Origin of the sequence: Phenylobacterium sp. LjRoot97, assembly GCF_964254345.1 — a bacterium.
Classification (GTDB): Bacteria; Pseudomonadota; Alphaproteobacteria; order Caulobacterales; family Caulobacteraceae; genus Phenylobacterium.
The window spans coordinates 71,850-98,126 of the sequence record NZ_CAXUTH020000002.1; the positions used below are offsets into that span (position 1 = coordinate 71,850).

Here is a 26,277-nt window from a genome sequence, read left to right on the forward strand (position 1 = left end):
AGTTCCGCCGCCAGCTCACCCCGCCGGCTCGGCGGCCGTCTTAGCCGCGCTCGCGCGCTCGGGTGGGTCGAGCAGGTCTTCGTCGCCGCTGTCGCGCCGGATCTGGGCGACCTTACGGTGCAGGGCGTGGTCGGCGCTGGTGTCGGTGATGGCTTCGACGTCCTGCGCCGCCGGCGCGGAGCCTTCGGCCTCCTCGCGCGCCACGCGGCCGAGATAGCGGATGTTCCACGATGGCGAGGCCAGGGCGATCTGCGACTCCTCGAGCCGCAGCTTAATTCTGCGGATCGCCTCGCTCTTGGTCTTGCCAAGGTCCGAGCGCGTCTGGTCCACCCAACCGAAGACCTTCATGACCAGGGCGTTGTCCTGCGCGCGGTCGATCATCGCCGCGGGGGCCGGGTTCTCCAGCACCCCGTCGATGCGTCTCACCTCGCCCAGCGCCAGGGCCAGGGCGCACGAAATGTCGCTGGCGTAGTCCAGGGGGAGTTCAAAGTCGAAACGCCGCTCAGGCGTGCGCTGAAGTTGACGATATTGGCCTTGTAGACAGTGGCGTTGGGGATCTGAACCTCGTTGCCGTCGCCCGTGGTGATGACCGTGACGCGGGAGGTCAGGCGGGTGATCTGCCCGTCGAAGCCCTCGATCACCACATGGTCGTTCGGGGCGAACGGCTGGCGGATGCTGAGCATGACGCCGGCCAGATAGTTCTCGATCGTGTCGCGCACCGCGAACCCGACGGCCAGGCCGATGAGGCCGGCGGCGCCGAGAATAGAGCCCAGCAGCGCCGAAGCGCCCAGTATGCTCAAGGCCAGCACCAGGCCCAGGACGATGAAGGCCAGCCGGACAAGCTGTTCGACCAGCGCCTCGATGAAGGCGTTCGGCGTCAGGCGCCTGAAGAGACGGGTGCGGCCTGTCAGCCAACGGCCCGCGGCCCAGCAGGCCACGAAGGCCAGCGCCGCGATCACCAGCAGCGGAACGAAGGACAGCGTCGTCTGGGTAAGGCTCTGGATCCGCCCGAACAGCGGCTGCAGCCGCTGTGACACCCGGTGCTCGGCGGTCAGGTCGCTTTCCACGGACACGACGCCCTCGACGCGCTCGGCGATGCTCTCGGCCTTGGCGGCGTCGGCGGCCGTCAGGACAGCGCCGCTCAATCGCACGACACCGCCCCTCACTTCCGGACGGACCGACTGCAGGCCCTCGACCTCGGCGAAGAGCTGCGTCAGCCGCACGGAGATCGCCTGGTCAGGGCTGCGCAAGGGCACCGGCGTCGTGGGAGCCGCTGCCGGAGCTTCTGCAGGTGCGCCGCCGGTCAGCGCTTCCAACTGGGCGTGGGCGGGTACGGCGGTGAGCACAGCCGCTGCAAGGGCCAGCGCGGCGAGGATCCCTCGCGTCGTCGGCGCCGTGGGCCGCTGCGTTGATCGTGAAGGGAAAACGGGCATCGGCGTCCTCAGATGGACAAAGAGAACCATCGCCCGGCGCTGCGGTTGCGGGCGGGGCGCTGATCGCACCGGAGCAGCGCGTCACGTCGGCCGATCCGGCGTCGCCGACCTCGTGTTTACCGATGGCCTTCGCGTGGCCGTGCATCCCGGCAGGCGAGATCGCCTGTCGATCACTGGTGGTGGTGCGCGCGTTCCGATTCTTCAGCTATTCAAGCGGCTTATTTGCCGCTGCGCGGCGATCGCCGTTCACCTTTATTAATTGCGGCTGGCGGAATCGGCCTCTTATCGCCGAGCCATGACCAGCGACCGCGACCTTGCCTATCAAGCACAGTATCAGCGGAACCGCCGCGCCAAGCTGCGCGCGGCGGGACTTAGTCCATTGCACGCCGCCGTACCTGAACACTTGCTCGTCAAGCTCGACGAGATGAAACGCGCGCGCGGCCTCAGCAATCGGGACGCAGCACTTACCGCCCTGCTGAGCGAGTTCTTCGGTCCTGGCGGACATGAAAGGAAACCCGCCGTGAGCGCATAGAAAAACCCGGCTCGCTGTAACGCGCCGGGTTCCTCCAGGTCATTCGCTAGACGGGTCTGCAAACCCGCCCGAGCTCTAAAGTCCTGCTCCTTCTAGCCGAATCGCCCACATCGCTGCAATCCAAAAACGCGCGTTCGCGCGACGGGAAACTGTGCCCGCGGCCTCCCCGGAGGAGCGGAGAGATGCAGACCGTCCACGACGGAACCGGAGACGTGCGCCGGCTGGCCGAAGCCCAGCGGGCGTCGGCCGTGCTGGCGCAGGCCTATGAGGGCCTGCCGCACGGCGTCTCCAAGGCCATGCTGCTCGACAGGTTCGAGCGCGCCGCCCCCCGGCTGGGGATCGGCGACGGGCTCGTGCGCCTGATCCGGGCTCTGGTAAGGGTCACTCACGAGCAGGACTGGACCGGCGCCTGGCGTCCCATCGCCTGGCCGTCCAACGACATGCTCGGCGAGGAGCTCCAGCGCTCGCGCACCGTGATCCAGGGACTGATCCGCGCGGCGGTGAAGGCCGGACTCGTCCATATGCGCGACAGCGGCAACGGCAAGCGCTACGGCTATCGGGGCGACGCCGGCGAGATCATCGAGGCGTTCGGATTCGATCTCTCGCCCCTGGCGGTGCGCTGGGACGAGTTCGCGGACCTGGCCGCCGCGCGCGGTCTGGAACAGGCCCAGCGCCGCCACCTGCGCCGCAAGGTCGGGGAGATCCGCCGCGAGATCCGCACGGTCTGCGCCGACGCGGTCGAACGCGGCTTTGAGGGCTATGACTGGGAACGCGCGATCGCCAGCGCGAGCGGGCGCTTGCCACGAACCCCCGCGCTCGCCGAGCTGATGGCGCTTGAAGACGAGTTCGGAGCGCTGCTGGCGGCTGTGGATCGGGCCTGGATGGAGGCTCGAAAATCAAATGAATCTGAGCCCACGGGCTCTGAAAGCCGAGCCCACAAAGAACCTACAACCGACCCTAAAGCTGAAACAGCAACGTATCGGGCTTGGCGTGGCGCAGTAGTCGCTGAGGGGCCGAGGCCAGACACCGAGGCTTCAGACACGGCGGCGCGGGAAATCGATGACGATGCCGACCTGCCGATCAACGAGGAGGTCATTCCGCTCTCGCTGGTCCTCGAGGCCGTTCCAGAAATCCACCAGCATCTCGACGACCTGGCCGGTGCGGACTGGGAGGAGTTCGTCGAGGCGGCCTACAAGGTCGCGCTCATGCTCGGCGTCAATCTCAGCGCCTGGCGGGAGGCGCGTCAGGCGCTGGGCCGCAATCGCGCCGCCATCGCGGTCGCCACCATTCTGGCTCGCTGGCGCGCCGGCGAGGTGAAGAGCGCCGGGGGCTATCTGCGCGCCATGTGCGAGCGGGAACGGACCGGCGACCTGCACCTGCTGCCCAGCCTTTATGGGCTGAAGGAGCGCCATCATCCGCGGCCGCGCGCCGGCGGACGGCGTGGGGCGGGCTGATGGCGCGCGGTCCGCTGACCATGACGCCTGAAACCCGAATTTCTCCGGCTGTCGGGCCGCGCCTGCAAAGGAGAGAGTGAGGGCCGTAGTCCACGCCGCATCGGGCGGCGGAGGAGGACGTGATGAGTCTGAAAGCCATTGTCGATCGCCTGGGCGGCGACCTCTACGACGGGGGCCGGCGCGCCAGCATTCCGGCGCCGGGCCACAGCCGCGCCGATCGATCTGTGTCGCTGCTGCAGACGCGGGGGCGGATCCTGATCCACAGCTTTGGCGCGGCGGATTGGCGGGAGGTCCGCGACGCACTGCAGGAACTTGGGCTGTCGCCGTCTGGGGATGACGAAGAGCGCTGGCGCGCCCTCCCCTCGCCCGCCGACAGTCTATGGGTGCGCCGAGCGGCTGCGCTGCGCATCTGGGACGCCGCCGCGCCGCTGGGGCGGACCTTGTCGGCGCGGCATTGCGCCCGGCGGGGGATAAGCGCCCTGCCAGGCCCCGGAGCGCTGCGGCACGGCGCGCGCACGCCGCTATCGGTCTACCGCAGCGGCGGGGCGACATGGCCAGCGCTGCTGGCCGCTGTCCGCGACCCGCAGGGGGATATCACGGCCGTGGAGATCACTTATCTCGACTCCGACGGCCGGCGGGCCGGCCGCCTTGCCCTGTCGCGCAAGATCGCCGGCTGCGTGCCGGAGGGCGCGGCGGTTCGGCTCTGGCCGGCAGCAGCCAACATGCTGGTGGCCGAGGGCGTCTTCACCACCTTGTCGGCCTGCGAGCGGTTCGGCCTGCCCGGTTGGGCGCTGACGTCGGCGGGCAACCTGCGGCGATGGCGCGCTCCGGCCGGAGTGGAGCGGGTGTTGATCGCCGCCGATCGCGGGCGGGTCGGAGAAGCCGCGGCGGCGGATCTGCGGCGCTCGCTCATGGCCGATGGCGTGGCGGCCGAGGTCGCGCGGCCGCCGGCGCCGTTCGGGGACTGGAACGAGGCGGCGCAGGCCGACGGGCCGCGGAAAGGCTGGAGGAAGGGTGGGGAGGGGCGCGTCTGAAGCGGGTGGGATGGTCCTGGCCGCTGACGCCGGAGACTTCCCATGTCCAAGTTCAAGAGCCCTGCCCGCGCCGCCCGGCGTCCCGGCCATGTTCGTGTGGCGCTGCGCGATCTGGGCTTGGCCCCGGAAAACCTGCGGTTCGATGAACCGGCCGATGACGGCGTCGCCCAGCTGGCCGACACCATTCTCGCCGCTGGCGTGGTGATCCCGCCGATCGTCCGGCCCGGAACCGAGGGCGAGCAGGCCTTCATGGCGCTGGACGGCCGGCGACGGCGTATGGCGCTGCTGCTGTTGCGCGACCGGGGCGACATCGATGATCGGTACGAGGTCGACTGCGTTTTGGCGCGCGACCGGGCGGCCAGGGCCGCCGCCGTCGTGCTGGCCAACAGCGAGCGAGCGCCCGTGCACGTGGCCGACATCGTCCTGGCGATCGGCAAGCTGCGGGCAAGCGGAATGGACACCCGCAGCATCGCCGCCGCGCTGGGCTATGGCGAGATCGAGGTTCGCCGGCTCGAGGCGCTCGCGGCGGTGCGTCCGAAGGTGATCTGCGCCCTTCGCCTGGGCAAGATCACCCTGCGACAGGCCAAGCTGTTCGCCCGGCTGCCCGATCCTGCGCAGCAGGACGATCTGGCCCAGGCCGCCCTCGACGGACACCTTCACGAGTATCAGCTTCGCAACCTCGTGGACGGGGAGGCGTCGACCCTAGAGGACGCGCGCCTGACGCTGGTCGGGGCCGAGCGTTACGGCCAGGCGGGCGGCCGGATCGAAAGCGACCTCTTCGGGGAGCTTCCCGACAGGCTGCTCGACACCGCCCTGCTCGAGCGGCTGTGGCGCGAACGCGTCGAAGCGCTGCGCAGCCCGCTCGAGGCGCAAGGCCTCGCCGTCTACATCTCCGACGGACAGGGTTTTCGGGCGCCCGACGGCTTCGAAGCTGCGCCCTACGTCTACACCGAAGATCTGCCGGCGCAGGCGCGCGCCGAACGGGCTGCGGCCAGCGCCGAGGTGGAACGCCTGGAGGCGCTGCTGGCGCTCGAGGATCTGAAGGAAGACGGGGCGCTGGCTTGCCTCGCCGAACTGGTCCTGGCGCGGCGTGCCGACAAGGCCGCGGTGTTGGCGCCGCGGGTCGTCGGGGCTGTGGTGATCTCGCCGTCGACGAGGTTCGGCGTCGCGACCACCTTCTTTGTCGAACCGTCGCCTGAGGAGATCAGCTCCTCGGAGCACCTGACCTCGGCCGCAGATGCTGATGAGGCCGCCGTTGAGATCGAGGTTCCTGGCGTGGAGGTCGAAGTAGAAGGCGCCAGCCACCGGCTGCACGAGCGGCGCACGGATATGGCCACGCGCGGCCTGATCCGGGACCTGGCCGATCGGCCCCAGGCCGCCCTCAGCGTGCTGCTCGCCGAACTTTTCAAGCAGCTCGCGCTTCGGGGCAGCTGCGGCGTAGGAACGTCGGCGCTTGCGCTCAGGGCCAGCGCCTATCGCCCTGACGGAACAGAGCCCGTTCCGCAGCTGGACGGGGAAGTCGTCCGGCGGCTGGAGGCCCGGCGTGAAGCCTATCTCGCGTCCGGCCTGCGGCCGTTGGCCTTTGTCGAGGCCCTCGAGCCGGACGACCGGATGGCGCTTCTGGCGGAAATGGTCGCTATCAGCCTGGACCTGCGTGAGCCACGCACCAGCGCGATCCGACGAGCAGCCCGCGCCGAGGCGGCGGAGATCGCGACGCTGTGCGAGGCCGACATCAGCGCCCGCTGGACCCCCGACGCCGACTATCTCGGCGTTCATTCCAAGCGCCAGCTTCTCGAGATGCACGCCGAGATGGGCCTTTCCGATCCACGGGCTGCGACCATGAAGAAGGACGAACTGATCGCCTTGACCGCGCAGGCCTGCGCCGACCGCAGCTGGGCCCCAGGCTGCCTCTCCTGGCGTGGGGGCGAACCGGCTGGGTCGGATGATGCGCCGGAAGACGGAGAAGGCGCGCAGGTCCTGGCGGTGCAGGCGGCGGCCTAGAGGCGGAAGGAGGGCGAGGCGCTCCCTGCGCATGCGGGGGGCGCCTTCCTTCTGCTGCGTGCGCTTTGGCGGCGGGGGGCAAAGCCAAAGATGGGGAAAGGGACCGGAGGGGCGAGCGGCCGGAGATGGGTCCGGCGCCGACTTCCGGAGCCCCTGACATGTCCACGCCCAGCGGTCCCGCCAGACCAGCGGACAGCAATCGTCACAGCAAGCTGATCGCCCCAGTTACGCCTGACGCTGATCTGGCCGCGCGATCCGATGTCGAGTTGCTCGAACTTCTGCTGCGGGGGCACGAATTTGATGACGCGGCGCGCCAGGCGAAGGTGCTGATCGAGGAAGCGGGCGGCCTAACGGAAGTGGTCGGCCGGCCACGTGCGGATCTCCAACGGCTGCTTCCGGTCAATCTGGTCTTCGAACTGCGCCTGGCCCAGGAACTGGCGATCCGCATGGCGTTTGCGCCCCTTCGCGAGACCCGCCTTATCGCGACCAGCCCGCAGCTGGCGACATATCTGAAGGTGCTGTTGGCCGCCCAGCCTCGCGAGCAGGTCTGGGGCTTATATCTGGATGCGCGCGATCACCTGCTCGCCAGCGAGATGATATCTCAGGGCACGGTGGACCACGCGCCGGTCTATCCGCGCGAGATCGTGCGCCGGGCGCTCGAACTGAACGCCGCAGCGCTTGTTCTCGTGCACAATCATCCGTCCGGCGATCCGACGCCCTCGCGCGCCGATATCGAGATGACGGCGCAGGTGATCGCCGCGGCCGGCGCGCTGACGATCAAGGTTCACGACCACCTGGTCGTCGGGCGCGACGGGGTCGCGAGCCTGCGCACGCTGGGCCTGATGTGAGCCTCAGCCCGCCAGCACCAAGGCCGGCCGATGTTCGGCGACAAGGTCCTCGTGCTCAAAGGTCCGCCTCTGGCGGGAGATATTGAGCCGAACGAACACCGCCTCCCCCGGACCGCCGGCCGCCTCGACCGCGTCCGGAGCCTTGGAGAGATCGTCGATCACGCCGGCCATCGCCAGCCGGCCCAGGCCGGCGGCGGCGTCGATGACGACGAAATTGCCGGCCATGGGCGTGCGGCCAGCCGCCTCCCAGTTGCGAAACCGGTAGCGCGCGCCCGAGGCGCCCTTAAGTTCGATGAAGTCCGTCATGTCCACTACGTCGTGCTGCCGGTCAGTCTCAGCCCCTGTCGAGGGCGGAGCGCGGGCGCGGCCTGAGTTCGTTCCCGCCGTCACATTGCCACGGCGGCCCATGGCGACGCCATCTTCGGCTCGCGCGACCCACGGACAATTTACCGGCCGCGCCTGGCGTCGCTCAACACGGCGCACCCTGTCTGCACGACCGCCGTCGACCGCCGGGTGCTGCCCGCCGCCGAGCGGCGCCGGGATTCTCCCCGGCGCTCCTCGGTTCCGGGAGGGGCCGGGGCCATGGGGGCGCTCGCCGGGCGGCGGCAGGCCTTGGCTCCAACGACCTCGCCATCGCCGAGGCCGGCCCGCAAGGGGCGCTGCGCTCAAAGCCCTTGCCGGCCGTCCCCGCCACCGGCGCGCGGCGGTCGTGAGCCAGCGGCTCTCCCATCCACCCAGCGAGGCCACCACAATGCACCCCGACCGCTCCCCTCCCCTCACCGGCGAACTCTCCAGGTTCGAATCCCAGGCGTTGCAGCTCGACGACGCCAGGCCCCACCCGCCGGAAGCCGCGCTCTGCCAACTCGGTCAGGTGCTGATGACCGAGCTGCTCGACGTCGTCGCCGGCACCGCGCTTGAAGACTTCCAGGGTCTGGTCTGCGAGGCCCTGATCGGCGCCTTCCATTCGGCCGCCCAGCGGCTGGAACGCGAGGCGGACCGCGAACGCGACCGGCTCAACAGGCTGGTCCGCGACTTCGACGGTTCCGAGGTGCTGGACACCGAGATGCAGCAGACGACCGCCAAGGCCCGCGCCGCCGACGTCGCCGTGCTCGCGGTCGAGACCGTGCGCGACGCCGCAGCGGCCACCTACACGGTCGCGACCGGGGAGCTCTGGTCGCCCTGGCGCGGCAGCGTCAGGGCGAGCCGTTCAACCGCCGCCCAGCTTGAGGCGCGCGAGGCTATTCGCGCGGCCAAGGCCCGCCGTCAGGACGCGGCCTATCCTGGCCAGGCGATCGTCGCCCTTCGGGCCGCGCCGCAGGCTGACACCGCCCTGGACGCCGGCCGCATCTTCGACGCCCTCAACTGGGCGCTCAGCCAGTGGCCGCAGATGGCGCTCGCGACCACGGGCGCCAAGGGCGCCGAGCGGCTGGCGATGAAGTGGGCCGCGGCCAAGGGCGTCACCCTGGTGCTGGCGCGCCCGGACTTCGACCGCAACGGCCGGGCCGCGCCGTTCCGGGCCAACGACGAACTGATCGAACTCTCGCCGGCCTGCGTGCTCACCCTCGCCAATTCCCTGGACGCCGGCCGCGCGGCGGCAAGCCAGCCGTTCGGGCCAGCGCTCAATCTTGGCCAGAAGGCCGCCGAGCGCGGCCTGCGGCACATGGAGGTCCGCCCACGCCGCTAGGCCTGCAGGCGCCCGCTCAGCGGGCGTCTCTTCCACCGGCCCGTCGCCCGGTCGGGGCGACCTCGTGCGCGTGGTCTGCCACGGACCAGCCTTGTCGGCTCCTCGCAGCCGGCTCTGCGCGGTGGCGCGACGTGGCGGCGCTCCCGACGGCGTTACGGCCTTGGCCGCGGCAAGTCCCTCGCGCTCCGAACGGAGCCTGGTCCATACCCGTGCTCGGTCGCAGCCGCCCTCCCCTTCGCCGTATTTCGCGGCGGCCCACGCCTGCCGGGCGGCTTCTTGTCGCGTACCTGTTTTGACGCCGGCCGGCGCCGCTGCCGACCGCATGCACCTTCTGCAACGATTACCCCCCTTGCGGGGAAAGGCCTGCGGCTGCGGACCTGTGCGATCGGTCACGCCGATCCTGGGACGGGTCGGAACAGGCCAAGGCCGACCTCGCGCGGCGAGGCGCGGGCGATGGACCCTCCGGCCTTCCGTGCCGTGCAGGCCGGTTTCCATCGCCCGCGGACCTTGGCCGGTCCCTGCATCCCGTCCCCGGGGGAGGCGTGATCGCGGCAGGACCGCGAGCCGCCGGGGCCATTCCCGGCGGCGGATGGAGAAAGACGATGCTGAACAAGGTGCAACTGATCGGCTTCACGGGCGCCGAGCCGGACATCAAGACCATCACCGGCGGCAAGAAGGTGGCCACCCTGAGGCTCGCGACCAGCCGCTACTCGAAGAAAGGCGGCGAGCGGAAGGACTACACGACCTGGCACCAGGTGGAGATCTGGAACCAGGGCACGGTCGGATGGCTGGAGACCAAGCCGCTGGCCAAGGGCTCCAAGCTCTTCGTCGAAGGCGAGATCCGCCACGACCGCTACACCGACAACGCCGGGCAGGAGCGGTTCTTCTCCAAGGTGGTTGTGGCCACGCCGCAGCACGAGGTCCGCTCGCTCGACCGGCCTGACGCCGGCCCGGAGATGGAGGACGCCGAGAGCTGAGCAGGCGCCCCGCCCCGGCTTCGGCCGGGGCGGCGGTCACCATAACCCCGATGTTTCGGCGGCTGCTTTTGGGCGCAAGTGACCGTTGCGCGGGGCGTTAAGTAAGGTAAAGATTGGGTTAAGAACTGTGCGTTGCGTGCGACAAATGGTTGTTATTGCGGGGGAAAACACCGTGGTCTCCGAGTTGCTCCAGGAGCGTGTTTTCGATCGATTATCCCGTGCCGACGATTGTGTGAGTCGGCTCGATGAGCGGGTCGCCAGTTGTTCCTTCGCCCCCGGCTTCATCGCCCGTCGCGACTTCGCCGAAGCTGTAGCCTGGAGCTGGACGCAGGGCCTGGTCACGCCCCTGGAAGACCTCGTCCTGCACGATCAGGCCATGGACGTCAGGGCCCCCGACGGCGGGCTGGCCGCCGCCTACGGCCTGGTCCAGGCCCGGCGCAAGGCGGCGCGCGGCGGCCCTGAGCTCGTGTCCCGTGACGGCGCGCTCTGGCTGGCGGGACGACGGCGCCGGCCACCAGGTCCGGAGCCGCTCCCAGCCCCGCGCGCCGAAGCGGGTGACCTGGAGGGCCCCGGCCTTCTGGCGCGCATCAGCCTGGGTCTCGCCCAATTGGAGGCCGGCGAAAGCAGCGACCCTGAACTAGCGCTCGCCGAGTGGCTGGCCTTCGCCCGCGGGTTGGGGCGGGGGCCCCCTCCCCTGCTCGCCGCGGCGGCGATGCTGGAAGCCTGGTGGATCATCGATCCCCTCCCACGGACCCGCTACGTGGGAGCGCTGCTCGTCGGCCGTTGGCTCTCCGCGGTCGGCCGGGTGCGCAGTCACGTCCTCGGGTTCGAGACCGGCCTGCGGGCCATCGGCCGGGGACGCGACGCGGAGGTCCGCAGCGGCGAACCGATCCGGCGTGTCGCGTTCTGGCTCGCGGTGATCTCCCGCTCGGCGCAAGATGCGTCGAACGAGCTCCACCGCCTTGAACTGGCGCGCCAGGCGATGGCGCGGCTGGTTGTCGGACGGCGCTCGCACGCCCGGGCCCAGGACGTGATGGGACTGCTGCTCGAGCAACCCGTCGTCACGGCGCCCTTCCTCGCTGAGCGGCTGGGAATCACGCAGCACGGCGCACGCCGATCGTTGGAGGAACTTGGCTCCGTAGTCCACGAAGTCAGCGGCCGTGCTCGCTATCGCGCCTGGCGGGTGTGAGCCGAGTTTGCCAATTGGCAAACTGGCCTAGCAGCCGCGCAGGATGGCCCGTCTATGGTGCGGCTTCCGCCCTGTCCGACTAGGTGAACGGCCAGATCGACCGCTGACGCGGCGGTCTCGATAAGCTTTTGCCAATTGGCAAACTCGCCGACCGATGGACCGACCTCCGTGGGCGGAGCTGTTCAAGCGCGCGGCCGGGCCGGTTTGCCAATTGGCAAACACCCTCCCCTGCCCTTCACGCGGCGCATGACGCACAATGGCGACCGTCATGTCCAAGCGCGCGATTCGCAATCAGGAGTTCGATCTCTTCATCCCCCGCATGGGCGAGATGCGTCTCAAGGATCAGCGCGAGGTGATGGAGCGGCCGTTCTTTGCGCTGAGCAAGCGCAAGCGGCTGAAGCCCATCGAGTACACCAGCCCGGACGGAGACGTTTGGGTGCATGTCAGCGCCAATCCCCGCTTCGGGATCGCCACCATCTGGGACGCGGACATCCTGATCTGGGCGACGTCGCGTCTCAATCAGCTGCGTGAGTCCGGCTCCAACGATATTCCCCGCACTATCCATACGAGCGCCTACGAACTGCTGCGGGCGATCCGTCGTGACACCGGCGGCAAGGGCTACAAGGAACTGGAAGCGGCTCTTGAGCGCCTGCAGTCGACGGTCATCGAAACCTCCATCCGGGCGCCCAAGCGAAACAAGCGCGCGCAATTTGGCTGGCTCGACGAATTCGTGCTTGAGACCGATCCAGCCACCGGCGCCTCCAAGGGCATCAGCCTGACCCTCTCCAACTGGGTCTATGAGGGGCTGCTCAAAGAGCGCTCGCTCCTCACCCTTCATCCGGACTACTTCACCCTTTCCGGCGGCCTGGAACGCGCCATCTACCGGATCGCCCGCAAGCACGCCGGCGACCAGCCGGACGGCTGGGTCTGCCGGGTCAGCGTCCTGCATGAGAAGACCGGCAGCGAGAGCCCGCTCAAGCAGTTCTCCTACCTGCTGAAGAAGATCGTCTCGGCGGACGACCTGCCGGACTACGCCCTCTCCCACACGACCACCCGCGACGGCGCAGCGGCGATCCACTTTGTCCGTCGAGACGCCGCCGAAAAGGCGCTGCTCAAGGCGAGCCTGGCGGCGCTGTCCGAATCGGAGGGCCGGCGCGCCCGTGAGGACGAGCGGGCAGGGGAGGTGGACGCGATGTTCGCCAGACGGCGGGTGTCGTCGGGGGATCAGTGACCGGCGCCTCGGGGGAACGGTGACCCGTCCATCGGGGGAACTGTGACCGATCGGCGGGGTATCGGTGACCGGCGGGTTCGGGAAACCCTTACAGCATAAGGCGGCGCAGCAGGGCCGCCCGCGCTTAAGCCTTCTAACCTCCCCATTATCGAATCTATCTAACGGGCGGTTGAAGCGCTGGCTTGGGCGGCGAGCGAACCATGAGGGTTCGCGCGCGCCCGCGCTGAAATTAGGATCTCGTTTACCATTCGAGGGGACAACTTGGCAAAATCACGATAGCCAAGCCTGAATTTGCAAAGGAGGCCTGCCTGTGTCGCCTGTCGCGGACCTGAAAGACTCCGGCCCGGTCCTGCTGGACGCCATGACGGCGCTCAACCAGCGCGCCGAAGACGTCATCTCGCGGCTGAGGGCGACCGTGTTCGCCCCGGGCTCCGAGAAGATCGTCGACTTCCGGTTCACCATCACCAAGACCGCCGAGATGATCGGACGCAGCTCCGAGGCGATCCGGCAGGCGGAAGCCGAAGGCCGGCTTCCGCCGCCGCGGCTCGGCGCCAACGGCCGCCGGGAGGGCTACAGCCTTTCCGAGATCAACCACATGCGCGACGTCTTCGGCACCCGTCCGCGCCGCGCCGACGGCGACCCGCCGATCATCATGGCCGTTCAGAACTTCAAGGGCGGGGTCGGCAAGAGCACGCTCACCTGCCACATCGCCCAGTATCTGGCGCTGAAGGGCTATCGGGTGGCGATCGTCGACTGCGACAGTCAGGCCAGCTCGACGACGCTTTGCGGCTTCAACCCCGACATCGACATCGACGACGACGACACCCTGCTGCCGTTCTTCCGGCATGGCGGCGCGCCCGACCTGCAGTATGCCCTGCGTCCGACCGCGTGGCCGGGCATCGATCTGATCCCCTCCAACCTCGGGCTCTACCAAGCTGAATACGAGGCGGCGGCCCGGATGCGCGGTAATGCCGACGCCCTGGAGCGTCTGCGACGCGGTGTGGAAAGTATGGCCGAGAAGTATGACGTGGTCCTACTCGATCCGCCGCCCGCGCTTGGGATGATTTCACTGGCCGTGCTGCGTGCAGCCAACGCCCTGTTGATCCCGACGCCGCCCTCAACGGTCGACTTTGCTTCGACGGCCCACTTCCTGCGGATGATCGTCGACACCCTGGAGGTCCTCGACGAACACGGCCTGGGCAAGCGCGGCTACCACTTCCTGCGGGTGGTTGCGACCAAGGTCGACGAGGGCAAGAGCGCCCACGTCCAGATCCGGGAAATGATGGAGGCGGTGTTCGGCGTCGACATGCTCAACGCCTCGCTGCTCGACTCCGCCGAGATCGACAACGCCAACGTCCAGCTGCGGACGGTCTACGAAATTCCCGGCGGCGGGAACCGCACCCACGAGCGGTGCCGCAACAATCTCGACCGCGTGAACGGCGAGATCGAACTGCTGATACGCAAGGCTTGGCCGAGCCATCGCGCCGAGCTTCGCCGTCTCGGGCTGGCCTGAAGGAGGGAGAGGGCATGTCGACGACCACAGGAAAGAACCGCTCGATCCTCGCGGGCCTGGTCTCACCGGTCACCGAAACCCCGTCAGCGGCGGGGGAGGGGGCTGCGCCCGCGCCCGGCCGCGTGACGGAGCGGCTTTCCGCCCTCGCGCGGGTGACGTCCGGCGACATCAAGGAAAAGACCCTGCGGCTGGTCGACCCAGCCCGGTGCCGCATGTGGTCGCGTCATAACCGGCGCTACGACCTGCTGAGCGCCGAACGCTGCGCCGACCTGCTGGAGAGCCTGCGCTCCCAGGGTTCGCAGGAGTTCCCGGCCATTGTCCGGCGGGTCGAGAACGATCCGGCCTACGACTACGAAGTGATCTGCGGCGCACGCCGGCACTGGTCGGTGAGCCATCTGCGGCAGGTCGAGCATCGGGACATCAAGTTCCTGATCGAGGAGCGGGACCTGACTGACGAAGCGGCCTTCCGGCTAGCCGACGTCGAGAACCGCTCGCGCAAGGACATCAGCGACTACGAACGTGCGCTCGATTACCGGGAGGCTGTCGAGACCTACTATGGCGGGGTCTCGCGCCGCATGGCCGAGCGCCTTGAGGTCAAGGACGCCTGGCTCTCGCGCTTCCTGGAGCTGGCCAAGCTGCCGCGCGACGTGGTCGATGCGTTCGGCGACGTGCTGCAGCTGCGGGAGAACCACGCCCGCGAGCTCAAGCCGCTGCTGGCCGCCGATCCGGCTCGCAGCCGCGTCATGGCCGCCGCCAAGAAGCTTCGCGCCGACCAGGTAGTCCGCCGTGAGGCCGGGCAGCCTGTGCTGGAGGCTCCGAAGGTCATTGCGGCTCTGAAAGCCGCCGCGCAGGATCCCGCCCAGTCCAAGCCCGTGGCGGCGGCGAGCGTGGTGAAGAACGACAAGTCGGTGGCGCTGTTCACCGTCAAGCCGAAGGGCGCCGGCAAGGCGGTGCTGGAGCTCTCGCTCGACGCAGCCGCGACCAACGCCGACTTCCTGGCCGCCTTCGAACGCGAACTGCGCCGGCTGCGTCCGGCTTCCTAAAGACGTTTGCCAATTGGCAAATCGGCAAGCGTCGGGGTTTCAGTGACCCCGGCGCTTTTGCATGTTCGGGGTATCGGTGACCGCCCGACCCCGAATTCTGCGGAATTGCTTAGCCTGAGGACGCCCGTGCAGGCTCGGCCGCCATGGGTCGACATCTCCATCTCCTCGCCGCCTGCTGCCTGCCCGCCAGCCTCGCGCTGGCCGGCATGGCCGCGCCGCAGCCGCTGATCCTGATCAACACCTCGCCAAGCGAGCCGCTCGGCCTTTATCGGCGCGCGCCGGGTCCGCCGGAGAGGGGCCGGCTCGCCGCCTTCCGCGTGCCTGCAGCCGGCCAGTCCTACGCGGCCGCGCATCTCCCGCAGATCGGGCGGGGAGGGGTGCTGAAGAGCCTTGTCGGGGCTGCGGGGGACGAGGTTTGCGCCGACGAGGTCCTGCGCCTCAATGGAAGGGTGCTGGGCCCGATCGCGCCCCACGATCGTGTCGGACGCCCGCTCCCGCGTTGGCGAGGCTGCAAGGTGCTGCAGAAGGACGAGTTCCTGGCTTTCTCCTCGCGCATCCCGACCAGCTTCGACAGCCGCTACTACGGGCCGGTCGGCGAAGAGGATCTGATCGGGGTTTTCGAACCCCTCTGGGTCCGTTCTTGAAGCCGTTCGCCGGCGTCGTTCTGGTCCTCGTCCTCGCGACGACCCCGGGCCAAGGCGCGGCGGCCGACCTGGCGGCCGCCCTGGCCGCGCCGGCGGCGAGGGAGGCGATCGCACGGGTGGCCTATGCGGAAGCGGCGGGGCAGGGGGACGCCGGTCTGGCCGGCGTGGTGTTCACCATCCTCAATCGCGTCGAAAGCGGCGCCTGGGGCGCGGGTGTGGAGGCGGTCCTCAACGCGCGCGGCCAGTTCGAGCCGGTGATGCGCGCCGGCGGCGACTGGCGGGCTTTGCGCCCGGTCAGCCCTGCCGAACGGGCGAGGATCGATACGATCCTGAACCTGGCTCTGGAGGGTCGCTTGCCGGATCCCACGCACGGCGCCCATTACTTCCAGAACCCGGCCGTCGTCGCACAAAGGGCGGCGGCCGGAACCGTGTCCCCAGGCCTTGTGCACTTCGGCGGCCGTTCGCCGAGCGCGATCATCGGGGATCACGCCTTCTATGTGTCTAAGTCTGGAGGGACGCCTCCCTTGGCCAGCGGAGACCGAGGCCGTTCGGCAGGCGGCGGGATTTTTGTGATCGCGCCTGAACGCGAAGTCGAGGGAGCCGCGACGGCCCCTGCATCGCCCGGAGATCGCGGGCTATTCGTTCTGAGCAATGGCGAAGTCGTGACAGATGCGATCGAGAGCCGCGGCCCAGACAACCGATGAATCATACGAAAATACGTATTTTTCTGATGCATACGGATATCCGTATTGCACTTGTGTATACGTGGAAGCGTATATTGACCTCTGATGCGGATTCTCGTATCGAGAGGTCGAACGGAGGCTCGTGATGGACCAGGTCATCCGGGATGAACGCCAGCTTGCCGCAGCGCTCCGTCGCGAGCGAAAGCGATTGAGTCTCACTCAGTCCGACCTAGCGTCTTCAGCCCAAAAGCGGCAGGCGACCATCTCAAACTTGGAGGCTGGGGCAGGGGGCACCCTCGAGACGCTCTTTTCGGTGCTGCGCGCCCTGGAGCTGGAGCTCGTCGTGCGGCCGCGGAAACGTGGGCCTTCCACATACGACGACCTGTTCTAGATGGCCAGGCGAGCGCGCGCCGGTCCGCTAGACGTCTACCTCAATGGTCGCCTGGTCGGGCGATTGCGCCGCGAAGCCAGCGGCGCAATCGATTTCGTCTACGATGAGAGCTGGCTGGCCTGGTCGAACACCATGCCGATTTCGCTTTCCCTCCCCCTCCGCGAAGAGCGGTACGTCGGGGCCCCTGTAGCGGCGGTATTCGACAATCTCTTGCCAGACAACGAGGCTATCCGCGCGCGCGTGGCCGCCAAGGTGGGCGCTGAGGGCGTGGACGCCTTTAGCCTGCTGGCCGCCCTTGGGCGCGACTGTGTCGGGGCGCTTCAGTTCCAAGCCGAAGGACAAGCCCCGCCTCAAGTTGAACTGCCGCAGGGCGAGATCGTCAGTAATCATCAGATCGAGGAAATTCTCTCGAATCTCGCTCGCTCACCGCTTGGCATCGAGCGAGACGCAGACTTCCGCATCTCCATCGCCGGCGCCCAGGAAAAGACCGCCTTTCTCAGGTCCGGGGAGGCTTGGCGAAGGCCGTTTGGCGCGACGCCCACCACGCACATCTTCAAGCCACAGATCGGCCGACTCCCGAACGGCCTTGACCTCTCCAACAGCGTCGAGAACGAGTACCTTTGCCTCACCTTGCTACGCGCCTTGGGCTTAGCGACGGCAAACGTGGAAATGGCCAGCTTTGGAGACCGGCGGGTGCTGGTCGTCGAACGTTTTGATCGCCGCTGGCTGGCGGACGGCCGGCTCCTGCGCGTACCTCAGGAGGACTTCTGCCAGGCGCTGTCGACGCCCTGGACGCTCAAGTATGAGAGCGACGGCGGTCCAGGCGTGGTCCGGTGCATGAGCCTGCTCGCGGTCAGCGACGAGCCGAACCTCGATCGCCAAGCCTTCATGAAGACTATCATGTCGTTCTGGCTGCTCGCCGCCACGGATGGGCACGCGAAAAATTTTAGCCTCTTCCTGCACCCTGGCGGGCGCGCGCGAATGACCCCGCTCTATGACGTGCTGTCCGCCCAGCCCAGCCTGGCGGCAGGCCAGGTCCGCCACAACCAGATGAAGCTCGCCATGGCGGTTGGCGACAAGCGCCGCTACAGGGTCGATGAAGTCGCGCCGCGACACTTCGTGCAGACGGGGCTCGCAGCTGGCCTGTCGGAAGTGACCACTCTCGAACTGCTCGCTGGACTGGTCGAGGAGGGGCCTACGGCCTTGGCCAACGCGCTGGGCGCGTTGCCCAAGGACTTTCCGGATGCCGTGAGCGCGCCTATCGCGGAAGGCTTCCTGCAACGGATTGAGAAAATCGAACGCGCGATAAAGGCCTAGGCGCCTTCGCCGCGCGGGCCCTTGAGACGCGCAAGCGCTTCAACAGCCATCGCTTCGAAGTCGGGGAGGGACGGCTTCTCGCGAACCGGGAGGGGATGTAGGTCCAAACCGAGCGTTTCGGCCAGGGCGAGCCGGTCCTTCGGCCGCTCGACACGACGATCGAGGATCTCCAGCAAGCGGGCGGCGAGTGGATCATCAGGTGCGGCGCGCGCCTCGGCCAGCAGCGTTGCGCCCAGTACGATCTTCGCGCGGGTCTCTCGCCGACGCTGGGTGCGCTCCAGCAGGGCTTCCAGCCGCTCGACGCGCGCCTTCCAGACCTCCAGCCGGCGCGCTTCGTCGGGGATGCTCTCCAGCGGGGTCACATGCCCTCGGGACCGGGGCAGGGCGCCCGTCGCACCGGCGATGGCGCTGGCCGCGCGATGCTCGCGGTCGGCGAGCTGGATGGCCAGCGCCTGCATGCGCCGGGCCCGCTGGGCCTCGGTCTCGGGGCGGCGTGGGGAGCTGCTTCTGGACTGCGCCATGTGACCTCCGGATGGAGCCTGCGGCTTGACCGGAGGCGGGGATGACGATAGCCGTGCGAGAGTCGGGGTGACAAGGGCGCAGTTATACGTTGTGCCAACATCCGCGGTCGGAGCCCCGACACCCTCGCCGCCGCGAACGATCGCGACGACGAGCCAAGGGCCAAGGCCCTTAGCGATCCCGGCGCCCGAAGGCGTCCAGGACTGAAGATGGAAGGGGAGGGGAGCGCGGTGGCGCAGTACCGGCTTGAGGTGCAGGCGATAAAGCGCGCGGAGGGCCGCTCGGCCGTCGCGGCGGCTGCCTACCGCTCGGCCTCGCGGCTGCACGACGAGCGTCTGGAAATGGCGTTCGACTACGCGTCCAAGGGCGGGGTCGTCGTCGCCGGGATCATGCTGCCTGACGGCGCGCCCGGCGCTTACGGCGACCGGCAAGCGCTCTGGAACGCGGCCGAGGCCGCCGATCGCCGGGTTGATTCAAGAACGGCCCGCGAAGTGCTGGTCTCGCTACCTCACGAGCTCAATGACGAGCAGCGCCACGCGCTGCTCAGGGACTTCATCGCCCAGGGCCTGGTGGCCAAGGGCATGATCGCCGATTACGCCATTCATCGTCCGGATGGGCACGGCGATCCGCGGAATCATCATGCGCACATCATGGTCACGACCCGCATGGTGGGCCCTGAAGGCTTTGGGCCGAAGGGCCGGGCCTGGGACAATCCGGAGGCGGTCCGGGCGCTGCGAGCGCTGTTCGCTGACGTCCAGAACCAACATCTGCGGGAGCATCTGGGACCAGAGGCTCCACAGGTCAGCCATCTGAGCCTGGCCGACCAGGGGCTCGATCGCGAACCGACAGTGCACCTGGGGCCGGCGGCTTCGGGCATGGAGCGCCGCGGGGAGTCGTCGGATCGCGGCGACACCAACCGACGCGTCCGCGATCGCAACGAGGAGCGGGAGACGGCCCCGAAGGCGGTGCGCGACCTGGAGGACCGGTTGGCGGCCTCCCATCCGCGCCAGGCCTATCCGATCGACGCCGTCATCCGGGAGTTCGAGGCGATCCATCAGACCATGGTGCGCGAACGCGACGGATGGGTTCGGGAGAGCGAGAAGGCCGTCTCGCCCCAGGTCCTCCGAGGCGCTGAGGTGGCGCGTGAAGTAATCGGCGACACTGCGCGCCGCAGATTGGCCGCCAGGCACAGACTGCGGCGGAGCGAGGCGCAGATCGCCGCCGGACGGATGCGGCGCGAAAGCTTGGCCCGTTGGGTAAGCGATCCGGCGCGGATGATCTGGGCGCGGCATGCTGAACTGAACCGGCTGGAGCGGGCGCGCAGCGACTATGAGCGGGCGAGCGCCGCCTATGCGGTGCGCCAGCAATGGCTGAAGTCTGACGATGGGCGGGCCTATGTCGCCGGCCGGCTCGCACCTGGCCGACAGGCTGCGGAAGAGGCTCGGCGCGCGGCACGGACGCTGGAGCGGAAAATCAAACGCGCCGACCGGCGCATCGAGGGTGTGGCGCGTACGCGTGTGCGCCTGTTGGTGGCTCGGGAACTTGGTCATGAGCGCCTTGTCGCGCCCTCGCAGCTTCGTGCCGGCATTGGGCAGGCGGTGAGGGAGGTTGATCGGCGGGTGGCCGGGGTGCTTCGGGCCCATGCGCCGGAGGCTCAGCGCACGGCGATGAACCGGGTCATGCGGCTAGTGCGTGGGCAGGGACCCGCCATCGAGCGCTAGCCCGTCGGACCTCACGGAGAGGCGAGCAGACCTTCACCTTGCCAATCAGGGGTAGAGACGCGAGACAGGGACATGCGGAGGGATCTGGATCATCTGCCGGAGGGCAAGCGCGCGGAGCTGGGGCGCGTGCTGCAGATCCTGTTCGACGGGTTCGAGGCGGCAAAGGCCGGCCGCAGCCATGCACACCTGAAGAACGGCCGCATCCTGAAGGTGATCCTGTTCGGCTCTTACGCCCGCGGAGATTGGGTGGCCGATCCCGTCGGTGGCTACTATTCCGACTACGACCTGCTGGTGGTCGTCGACCATGAGGCCCTCACCGACGTGGTCGAGTACTGGGCGGCGGCCGACGATCAGCTGATGCGCGAGCGCCTGGTCGCCAAGCGCCTGTCGGCGCCGGTGAACTTCATCGTGCACAGCCTGGCCGACGTGAACGCCCAGCTGCGGAAGGGCCGCCCGTTCTTCCTCGATGTGCTGCGCGACGGGATCGCGCTCTACGAGGCCGAGGGGTTTGAGTTCGTGAAGCCCGAGCCGCTGACGCCGCAGGCGGCGCTGGAGGAGGCTGAGGGGTACTTCACGGAGTGGTTCGGGAGTGCAGAGCAGCGCCTCGAGATCGCGGGCTTCGCAATCTCGCGGGGATTTCTCAAGGATGCCGCGTTCGACCTCCATCAAACAGCCGAACGGCTTTACGTCTGCCTTCTTTTGGTAGCGACGCTATACGCGCCGAAATCCCATCGGCTGAGTTTCCTGCGATCGCAGGCGGAGCGGCTAGCTCCGGACCTGATCGAGGCTTGGCCACGGGCGACGCGGTTCGAGCAGCGCTGTTTTGAGCAGCTGCGGCGGGCGTATGTCGAGGCGCGGTATTCGCCGAGTTACCAGATCACCAGCGCTGAGCTCGATTGGTTGTTGGCCCGGGTCGAGGTGCTGCGCGGTCTGGTCGAGGTGGCCTGCCGCCGGAAGCTGGACGACCTTCGGAGCGTTGCCGGCTAGGTCCGGAATGGGCTCGTAGCGGACCTTCAATACGTCTGCTTCGTGGCGGCGCTAGGTCGTCAGCATCGGGCTCTTGGCTGACGTCGCGAAGGTCCACGTTCTAAGCCGTCCACTAAGCCGGGCCGAACCAGGCCTTTCACCTGACCGGTTCGGTTGCGCCTGCCCGCTCCACCCTTGCAAATGGTAGCGGGGGGTCTCACAAGGGAATCGCGAAAAAGTTTTCCCGCCCGATTTCCGGTCGTGGCGGTCCGCGGTCTTGGTCGATGCATGAGCCCACGTTCTCCAACCAAAACCCAGGAGGAGGAGCCGCCCGGAGCGGCCCCGCTGACCTGCGTTAGAAAGACCGGCGAGCCCTACACTCGCCACCGGGAGGTTGAGGCTCAGATCGCGGAAGCGCTGAAGCTTCCGATCTCTACTTGGTCCGCCCGCGAGTGGCGTCTTGAGACCCTCGTTCATCTGATCCGGCTGCGTGGTCGCGACAATGACCAGGCTGTCCTCGGGAAACTGACGATGGCATTCCTGGAAAAGGCAAAGCCCGTGGTGGATCGTAGCTCGCGCGGGTTCGGGGTCGCCGACACCGAAGAGATTCAAATCAAAGTAGCGGAGAAGCTCGGCGACCTGCTGATGCAGGCTGTCCCGACGCCGACCTCCGAGTACTTGGAGATCGATGCTGTCACCGTCATCAAGCAGGTGACGTATGCCGTCACCGGTAAGTCGAGGCCGAAGGCGAGCGCGTTCTCCACCTCAGACCGGGATGAAGACGGCAACTACACGCCCACGGTCGATCGTCTGGCGTCCGAAGGCCTCGACCCGGCTGCCCACCTTCTTGAGCAGGAGGCCGCGGCACAAGGCGGGGTCTGGCGCTATTTGGACGCGATCACCGACCTCCGGCATCGTGAGGCCTTCATCCTGATGAGGCTATACGACTGGCCCCTTAAGAATGGGCCGCCTGGGGCGCCGACTCTCTGCGAGAGGTACGGAAAGAGCGCGCGGCAAATTCGAAACTGGATAAACAACGCAATCGAACAGATGCGCGAAGCCGCGCATGGAGCAGAGTCATGAGCCGTATGGATCAATCCACGGCAGACGACGTGATCCTCGACCTCATCGTGGAAGGCGTCGAGCCGACGAACGCCAACCTGGCGATCGCGATCGCCGAGTACCCGCAGTTCCGCGATGAGCTCGAAGCCTTCTTCGCGACCCTCGCCGTTCAGACTGCGCTTGAAGCGGAGCCTGAAGCGGTTGGTGCGACTGAGGAGCATTTTGTGAACATCGGCGTGAGCCGTGTCCTGGAACACAACTTTCAGGCCCGCCAAGCATCGGCTTCGCAGAGCGCTAGCCAGTCGAAGCGCCTTTCTCGAATAATCCAGGACCGCGGCCGCGATCTGGATGAGGTGGCGGTCAAAGTGGGGTTGAACCCCCCGCTGCTGATGAAATTCGACCTTCATCGCATTCACGGCGCGGTGCCGATTGAAGTGTACGACAGGCTTGGTTTGGAAGCTGAGATTCCTCCAGCTCACATCATCGCAAGCGCAACGGGGCCGCCAATTCCTTCATCGAGGGGCAATTTGCGAAAGGCAAAGGGTCCGATCCGAATTGAGACCGAAACATTCGAAGAGGCGATCCGGGGTTCCACATTGTCCGACGAGCTTAAGGCGTTTTGGCTCGGCCTGATCGCCGACAAGGATCACCCGAAGGTATGAGCGCTTGGTCCGAACTTCGCGCGCAGGCGCGAGCCTGGCACGCCGAGCTCAACCCGGAGGCCGGTCTCGTGCCGGCCGCAACCCTGTTGTCTGCGGCGAGCGCGTCAAGCGGCGTGAAGGTCATGGATCTTCCGGCCGGCGACGTACTGCTCGACAACTGCGAGGCCTCGTACGATCCCGATCAAAGAAAGATCCTCGTCTCGCTCGGCCTGAGCGCGGAGGATCGAGCCTTCCATATCTCGCACGAGTTCGGCCACCACAAGCTCCACCACCCCAGGGACGCCTGTCACGATCACGACTTTGATCCCGTGACCGCGGCAGAGCCGGAGCCGTCCGCCGTCGGCGACAGCGACGCGTATAGCCCCAAGCAGCGGCGCGAAGCCCAAGCGAATGTTTTTGGCCGGGAGTTCCTGCTCCCCCGAGATCGGCTCCGGGACGCGTGTCTGAAGGATCGCCTATCGGCCGAGGCCATCGCCAAGAACATCGGCGTCAGCGTCGCGCTCGTTCGGCAGCAGATGGCGGACGCGCTTCTGCTACCGGAGGAAGCCCCTGCCAAACCGAACGGTCCCGCGCCGAATCTGGACCCTAGCCAGCGGGCTGCGGCGGAAGCGAACTTCGGGCCAGTGCAGGTGCGGGCAGGGCCTGGAACGGGAAAGACGCGCACCCTCGTTGCTCGCGCCGCCTGGCTTATCGCCGTCAAATCGCAGCCAGCGGCCTCAATTCTTGCGCTGACCTATTCCAACGCTTCCGCGGAGGATCTCGCGAAGCGGCTACGCCAGGAAATCGGCCCCGAAGCGACTGAGGTCTGGTGCAGCACCTTCCACGCATTTGGTCAGGAGGTTCTGCGGGTTCATGGTTCCCGCATTGGACTTCCGGCAGCGCCGATCCTCGTGGACCGCGCAGAATCGCTGTTTCTCTTGGAGGAGGAGTTCGAGCGGCTCGAGCTAGACCACTATTTCAATCTGCTAGAGCCCTTACGCGGCCTGAAGGACGTTCTCGGCGCGATCTCGCGCGCGAAGGACGAACTCTGCACCCCCGCCCGCTACTTCGACGCCGCGAACGCCATGCCTGAGGGTGAGGACAAGGCGAAGGCTCTCGAGGTCGCGCGCATCTACAGGGTTTACGATGAGGCGCTGCGCGCGAAGGGTTGCGTTGATTTCGGCGACCTGATTATGCGGTCCGTCGAGCTGCTGACGGGCCACCCCGAAGTGGCGGTGGAAATAAGGGCCAAATACCGGCACATCCTGGTCGACGAGTACCAGGACATGAACGCCGCCAGCGGCGAGCTGCTCAAGCTCCTTGCCGATCCTGAGACGGGCCCGTGGGTGGTCGGCGACGTCCGCCAATCGATCTACCGTTTCAGGGGCGCGTCGCCGCTCAACATGAGCCGGTTCACCGAGACTAACCCTGGCACGCAGACGTTCGACCTCGAGGTGAACTACCGGTCTGGCGGGCAGATTGTGTCGCTGTTCGACAGATATGGTCGCGGTATGGTCGCCGCCAAGCACGCCTCGGAAAGGCCTCTGCACCCGCACCATGGTCCGTCGACCGGCGAGCTTCTGTACCGCGTCGCGGAGACAAGGGAGGCGGAAGCCGAGGGTATCGCGCGGGACATCATCGCTCGAACCTCTGCCTCAGCGTCATACCGAAGCCACGCGATTTTGACCCGCACGCATGGCGTCCTCAGCACGATCGCCGCCCACCTCGAGCGGGCCGGCGTCCCAGCCCTATATTTCGGCGACTTCTTCGAGCGACCTGAAGTGCGGGACCTACTGTCCCTCGTGTCCCTGACAGCCGAGCGCGATGGCGTTGGGCTCCTACGATTTGCGCAGCTTCCACGGTATGCGACGCCAGTTCCCGACATCCTGGAGATGTTCAGGCTCCGAGAGGAAGCCGACATCACGATGATGGCCGCACTCCGCCGGCTCGGAGACGCAGCGCTTTCCGAAAATGGCCGCGCGGGCCTGCAGCGGCTGGCGAATGACCTCGCCGGCATCGACTTCATGACGAAACCGTACGAGGTGATCGCAGGCCACCTTTTCGGCGCTGCGGGGGCTGTCTACGCCACACCGTTTGCGGGAGATGCGGTCGCGGCTCAGCAACGCCGCCTCGCGGCCTACCAGCTCTTGTCGCTCGCATTCACCTACCGGGCCCGCGGCGCCCGCGATCCGAAGCGGGCGTTTCTGGATCACGTCCGGCGCCTCGAAGTACTGGACGAGGAGAAGGAGCTGCGCCGCCTTCCCGCTGGCGCTAACGACATCGACGCCGTCCAGCTGATGACGGTGCATGCTTCGAAGGGCCTCGAATACCCAACGGTCTATGTACCTTCGGTCAGCGCGTCGCTCTTCCCGCCCAACCCACGCGGCGATCCCTGTCCGTTGCCTCCCGGGCTTCTGAAATCGGACGTGCTGATGACGCCGCAGGCAGAGGAAGAGAGCCTGATGTTTGTGGGCCTCTCGCGTGCCAAAGGCCGGTTGATCATTTCGCGCGCCAAGCGCTATGGCGGCTGGTCGCGACCGGGGCCATCCAAGATCCTAGAACCGATCGCTCCGGTCCTAGCCCCGGGCGGCGAACCGATGTCGCATTGGTCCGACGCCGGGGCAGGCGCGCCAGGTCATGTGCAGCAGGCTGCCGCTCACCCACTTGCCTCAGGGGTTAGTGTCACGGTCCTGGAAGATTACCTGACGTGCCCGAGACGCTACTACTACGGTGAGGCCTTAGGCCTCTCGCGGCGACTTGCCGAGACGCCCTACCTCCGCTTCCACGACGTCGTGCGGTCGGGCCTGGTATGGTTGCGCGACGGAGCCGGGGAGGTGAAGTCGCATCTAGACGAAACGTGGGAGAAGCGCGGTCCAACTCATCATCCCGCGGCGATCCATTATCGCGGGACGGCCGAACGCATGCTGACCCATGCGAAGTCAGTGATGACGGGGCAGCCCCTGGCGACCGAACGTACGATGACGATCGAGGGCGTTGTCGTGAAGGCCCGAGCGGACCATGTGCAGACCGACGGCAAGACGGTCTCGATCCAGCGCATGAAGGCGGGGCGGCTCGCGAAGAGCGGGGAGTCGAAGAAGGCGAGATATGGTCTGCTTCAGATCATGGTCGAGGCTGAAGAGGCGATGCCCACAACCTTCACCCACGTCTCGCTGCTCGACGGGGCCCAGGCTCCAGCGACCCTTGCTGCAGACAAGCGGCGAGAGGCGCGCGACCAAGCCGCCGGCGCTATTTCGGCCATCGTCGCAGGGCGCTTCGATCCAGTTCCGAACGGGCGCAACTGCCCTACGTGCCCGTTCTTCTTCATCTGTCCGTCGAACGGCCTCCTGGCCTAAAAAATTCTCTCCGCAGATTTCCGGTCAAGCCTGCCGGACCT

General features: G+C 67.5%; 24 protein-coding genes. 20 read left to right on the top strand and 4 right to left on the bottom strand.

The window, feature by feature from the left end; all coding sequences use genetic code 11:
• Window positions 1-15: 15 nt before the first annotated feature.
• Window positions 16-426, bottom strand: coding sequence for a hypothetical protein (locus tag ACSQ2H_RS22515; RefSeq protein WP_436063677.1), 411 nt, complete (start codon window positions 424-426; stop codon window positions 16-18).
• Window positions 423-1,346, bottom strand: a complete 924-nt coding sequence (locus ACSQ2H_RS22520; RefSeq protein WP_436063678.1) for a mechanosensitive ion channel domain-containing protein — start codon at window positions 1,344-1,346, stop codon at window positions 423-425. Before ACSQ2H_RS22520 ends, ACSQ2H_RS22515 begins: the two co-directional genes overlap by 4 nt.
• 382 nt (window positions 1,347-1,728) lie before the next feature.
• Here ACSQ2H_RS22520 and ACSQ2H_RS22525 point away from each other — a divergent pair, with 382 nt between their 5' ends.
• The 5 genes from ACSQ2H_RS22525 to ACSQ2H_RS22545 all read left to right on the top strand — a co-directional run bounded on the left by ACSQ2H_RS22525 (window position 1,729) and on the right by ACSQ2H_RS22545 (window position 7,302).
• Window positions 1,729-1,965, top strand: a complete 237-nt coding sequence (locus tag ACSQ2H_RS22525; RefSeq protein WP_436063679.1) for a transcriptional regulator — start codon at window positions 1,729-1,731, stop codon at window positions 1,963-1,965.
• Between the two features lie 182 nt (window positions 1,966-2,147).
• Window positions 2,148-3,419 (top strand): plasmid replication protein RepC, encoded by a 1,272-nt coding sequence (gene repC, locus ACSQ2H_RS22530; RefSeq protein WP_436063680.1) that lies wholly within the window; start codon window positions 2,148-2,150, stop codon window positions 3,417-3,419.
• Between the two features lie 122 nt (window positions 3,420-3,541).
• Window positions 3,542-4,453 carry a DUF7146 domain-containing protein gene (locus tag ACSQ2H_RS22535; RefSeq protein ID WP_436063681.1) on the top strand — a complete coding sequence of 304 codons (912 nt, stop codon included), beginning with the start codon at window positions 3,542-3,544 and terminating at the stop codon, window positions 4,451-4,453.
• Window positions 4,454-4,495: 42 nt separating this feature from the next.
• The gene (locus ACSQ2H_RS22540; protein ID WP_436063682.1) at window positions 4,496-6,454 is read left to right on the top strand and encodes a ParB/RepB/Spo0J family partition protein; all 1,959 of its coding nucleotides are present in this window, start codon (window positions 4,496-4,498) and stop codon (window positions 6,452-6,454) included.
• Window positions 6,455-6,612: 158 nt separating this feature from the next.
• The gene (locus ACSQ2H_RS22545) at window positions 6,613-7,302 is read left to right on the top strand and encodes a JAB domain-containing protein (RefSeq protein WP_436063683.1); all 690 of its coding nucleotides are present in this window, start codon (window positions 6,613-6,615) and stop codon (window positions 7,300-7,302) included.
• A 3-nt stretch (window positions 7,303-7,305) separates the two neighbouring features.
• Here ACSQ2H_RS22545 and ACSQ2H_RS22550 read toward each other — a convergent pair whose 3' ends face one another.
• Window positions 7,306-7,608, bottom strand: coding sequence for a hypothetical protein (locus ACSQ2H_RS22550; protein ID WP_436063684.1), 303 nt, complete (start codon window positions 7,606-7,608; stop codon window positions 7,306-7,308).
• Between the two features lie 445 nt (window positions 7,609-8,053).
• On the opposite strand from ACSQ2H_RS22550, the gene ACSQ2H_RS22555 reads away from it, so the two are divergent.
• The 10 genes from ACSQ2H_RS22555 (at window position 8,054) to ACSQ2H_RS22600 (ending at window position 17,974) form a co-directional block, all read left to right on the top strand.
• A complete protein-coding gene (locus ACSQ2H_RS22555) occupies window positions 8,054-8,986 on the top strand; it encodes a DUF2493 domain-containing protein (protein WP_436063685.1) in 933 nt (310 codons plus the stop codon).
• 602 nt (window positions 8,987-9,588) lie between these two features.
• Window positions 9,589-9,963: a single-stranded DNA-binding protein gene (locus ACSQ2H_RS22560; RefSeq protein ID WP_436063686.1), complete on the top strand. Its 375-nt coding sequence runs from the start codon at window positions 9,589-9,591 to the stop codon at window positions 9,961-9,963.
• 172 nt (window positions 9,964-10,135) lie between these two features.
• Window positions 10,136-11,152 (top strand): DUF1612 domain-containing protein, encoded by a 1,017-nt coding sequence (locus ACSQ2H_RS22565; RefSeq protein WP_436063687.1) that lies wholly within the window; start codon window positions 10,136-10,138, stop codon window positions 11,150-11,152.
• Between the two features lie 268 nt (window positions 11,153-11,420).
• Window positions 11,421-12,383: a replication initiator protein A gene (locus ACSQ2H_RS22570; protein WP_436063688.1), complete on the top strand. Its 963-nt coding sequence runs from the start codon at window positions 11,421-11,423 to the stop codon at window positions 12,381-12,383.
• A 310-nt stretch (window positions 12,384-12,693) separates the two neighbouring features.
• Window positions 12,694-13,896: an AAA family ATPase gene (locus ACSQ2H_RS22575; RefSeq protein WP_436063689.1), complete on the top strand. Its 1,203-nt coding sequence runs from the start codon at window positions 12,694-12,696 to the stop codon at window positions 13,894-13,896.
• Window positions 13,897-13,910: 14 nt separating this feature from the next.
• On the top strand, window positions 13,911-14,939 hold the full coding sequence (locus ACSQ2H_RS22580; RefSeq protein WP_436063690.1) for a ParB/RepB/Spo0J family partition protein: 1,029 nt from the start codon (window positions 13,911-13,913) through the stop codon (window positions 14,937-14,939).
• A 143-nt stretch (window positions 14,940-15,082) separates the two neighbouring features.
• Complete coding sequence (locus ACSQ2H_RS22585; protein ID WP_436063691.1) at window positions 15,083-15,583, top strand: S26 family signal peptidase; 501 nt, start codon at window positions 15,083-15,085, stop codon at window positions 15,581-15,583.
• Window positions 15,580-16,287 (top strand): cell wall hydrolase, encoded by a 708-nt coding sequence (locus ACSQ2H_RS22590; protein WP_436063692.1) that lies wholly within the window; start codon window positions 15,580-15,582, stop codon window positions 16,285-16,287. The genes ACSQ2H_RS22585 and ACSQ2H_RS22590 overlap by 4 nt, the downstream gene beginning before the upstream one ends.
• Window positions 16,288-16,411: 124 nt before the next feature.
• Entirely contained in the window at window positions 16,412-16,657 is a 246-nt protein-coding gene (locus ACSQ2H_RS22595; protein WP_436063693.1) for a helix-turn-helix domain-containing protein, read from the top strand.
• A complete protein-coding gene (locus ACSQ2H_RS22600) occupies window positions 16,658-17,974 on the top strand; it encodes a type II toxin-antitoxin system HipA family toxin (RefSeq protein ID WP_436063694.1) in 1,317 nt (438 codons plus the stop codon).
• Here the strand turns inward: ACSQ2H_RS22600 and ACSQ2H_RS22605 are convergent.
• Window positions 17,971-18,432 carry a hypothetical protein gene (locus tag ACSQ2H_RS22605; RefSeq protein WP_436063695.1) on the bottom strand — a complete coding sequence of 154 codons (462 nt, stop codon included), beginning with the start codon at window positions 18,430-18,432 and terminating at the stop codon, window positions 17,971-17,973. The two genes, ACSQ2H_RS22600 and ACSQ2H_RS22605, sit on opposite strands and share 4 nt — an antisense overlap.
• 291 nt (window positions 18,433-18,723) lie before the next feature.
• Between ACSQ2H_RS22605 and mobQ the strand changes: the two genes are divergently transcribed.
• The 5 genes from mobQ to ACSQ2H_RS22630 all read left to right on the top strand — a co-directional run bounded on the left by mobQ (window position 18,724) and on the right by ACSQ2H_RS22630 (window position 26,236).
• The gene (gene mobQ, locus ACSQ2H_RS22610; protein WP_436063696.1) at window positions 18,724-20,214 is read left to right on the top strand and encodes a MobQ family relaxase; all 1,491 of its coding nucleotides are present in this window, start codon (window positions 18,724-18,726) and stop codon (window positions 20,212-20,214) included.
• Window positions 20,215-20,286: 72 nt separating this feature from the next.
• Window positions 20,287-21,201 (top strand): HEPN domain-containing protein, encoded by a 915-nt coding sequence (locus ACSQ2H_RS22615; RefSeq protein WP_436063697.1) that lies wholly within the window; start codon window positions 20,287-20,289, stop codon window positions 21,199-21,201.
• A 267-nt stretch (window positions 21,202-21,468) separates the two neighbouring features.
• Entirely contained in the window at window positions 21,469-22,263 is a 795-nt protein-coding gene (locus tag ACSQ2H_RS22620) for a hypothetical protein (RefSeq protein WP_436063698.1), read from the top strand.
• Complete coding sequence (locus ACSQ2H_RS22625; RefSeq protein ID WP_436063699.1) at window positions 22,260-22,904, top strand: hypothetical protein; 645 nt, start codon at window positions 22,260-22,262, stop codon at window positions 22,902-22,904. The genes ACSQ2H_RS22620 and ACSQ2H_RS22625 overlap by 4 nt, the downstream gene beginning before the upstream one ends.
• Complete coding sequence (locus tag ACSQ2H_RS22630; protein WP_436063700.1) at window positions 22,901-26,236, top strand: UvrD-helicase domain-containing protein; 3,336 nt, start codon at window positions 22,901-22,903, stop codon at window positions 26,234-26,236. The genes ACSQ2H_RS22625 and ACSQ2H_RS22630 overlap by 4 nt, the downstream gene beginning before the upstream one ends.
• The last annotated feature ends 41 nt before the right edge of the window (window positions 26,237-26,277 follow it).

What these genes read in the sequence shown, in the direction of transcription:
- ACSQ2H_RS22600 (WP_436063694.1), top strand. Translation starts at nt 16,658, where the DNA reads ATGGCCAGGCGAGCGCGCGCCGGTCCGCTAGACGTCTACCTCAATGGT.
- ACSQ2H_RS22595 (WP_436063693.1), top strand. Translation starts at nt 16,412, where the DNA reads ATGGACCAGGTCATCCGGGATGAACGCCAGCTTGCCGCAGCGCTCCGT.
- ACSQ2H_RS22560 (WP_436063686.1), top strand. Translation starts at nt 9,589, where the DNA reads ATGCTGAACAAGGTGCAACTGATCGGCTTCACGGGCGCCGAGCCGGAC.
- ACSQ2H_RS22570 (WP_436063688.1), top strand. Translation starts at nt 11,421, where the DNA reads ATGTCCAAGCGCGCGATTCGCAATCAGGAGTTCGATCTCTTCATCCCC.
- ACSQ2H_RS22555 (WP_436063685.1), top strand. Translation starts at nt 8,054, where the DNA reads ATGCACCCCGACCGCTCCCCTCCCCTCACCGGCGAACTCTCCAGGTTC.
- ACSQ2H_RS22605 (WP_436063695.1), bottom strand. Translation starts at nt 18,432, where the DNA reads ATGCAGGCGCTGGCCATCCAGCTCGCCGACCGCGAGCATCGCGCGGCC.
- ACSQ2H_RS22630 (WP_436063700.1), top strand. Translation starts at nt 22,901, where the DNA reads ATGAGCGCTTGGTCCGAACTTCGCGCGCAGGCGCGAGCCTGGCACGCC.
- ACSQ2H_RS22540 (WP_436063682.1), top strand. Translation starts at nt 4,496, where the DNA reads ATGTCCAAGTTCAAGAGCCCTGCCCGCGCCGCCCGGCGTCCCGGCCAT.
- ACSQ2H_RS22550 (WP_436063684.1), bottom strand. Translation starts at nt 7,608, where the DNA reads ATGACGGACTTCATCGAACTTAAGGGCGCCTCGGGCGCGCGCTACCGG.
- ACSQ2H_RS22585 (WP_436063691.1), top strand. Translation starts at nt 15,083, where the DNA reads ATGGGTCGACATCTCCATCTCCTCGCCGCCTGCTGCCTGCCCGCCAGC.
- ACSQ2H_RS22580 (WP_436063690.1), top strand. Translation starts at nt 13,911, where the DNA reads ATGTCGACGACCACAGGAAAGAACCGCTCGATCCTCGCGGGCCTGGTC.
- repC (WP_436063680.1), top strand. Translation starts at nt 2,148, where the DNA reads ATGCAGACCGTCCACGACGGAACCGGAGACGTGCGCCGGCTGGCCGAA.
- ACSQ2H_RS22625 (WP_436063699.1), top strand. Translation starts at nt 22,260, where the DNA reads ATGAGCCGTATGGATCAATCCACGGCAGACGACGTGATCCTCGACCTC.
- ACSQ2H_RS22525 (WP_436063679.1), top strand. Translation starts at nt 1,729, where the DNA reads ATGACCAGCGACCGCGACCTTGCCTATCAAGCACAGTATCAGCGGAAC.
- ACSQ2H_RS22615 (WP_436063697.1), top strand. Translation starts at nt 20,287, where the DNA reads ATGCGGAGGGATCTGGATCATCTGCCGGAGGGCAAGCGCGCGGAGCTG.
- ACSQ2H_RS22545 (WP_436063683.1), top strand. Translation starts at nt 6,613, where the DNA reads ATGTCCACGCCCAGCGGTCCCGCCAGACCAGCGGACAGCAATCGTCAC.
- ACSQ2H_RS22535 (WP_436063681.1), top strand. Translation starts at nt 3,542, where the DNA reads ATGAGTCTGAAAGCCATTGTCGATCGCCTGGGCGGCGACCTCTACGAC.
- ACSQ2H_RS22620 (WP_436063698.1), top strand. Translation starts at nt 21,469, where the DNA reads ATGAGCCCACGTTCTCCAACCAAAACCCAGGAGGAGGAGCCGCCCGGA.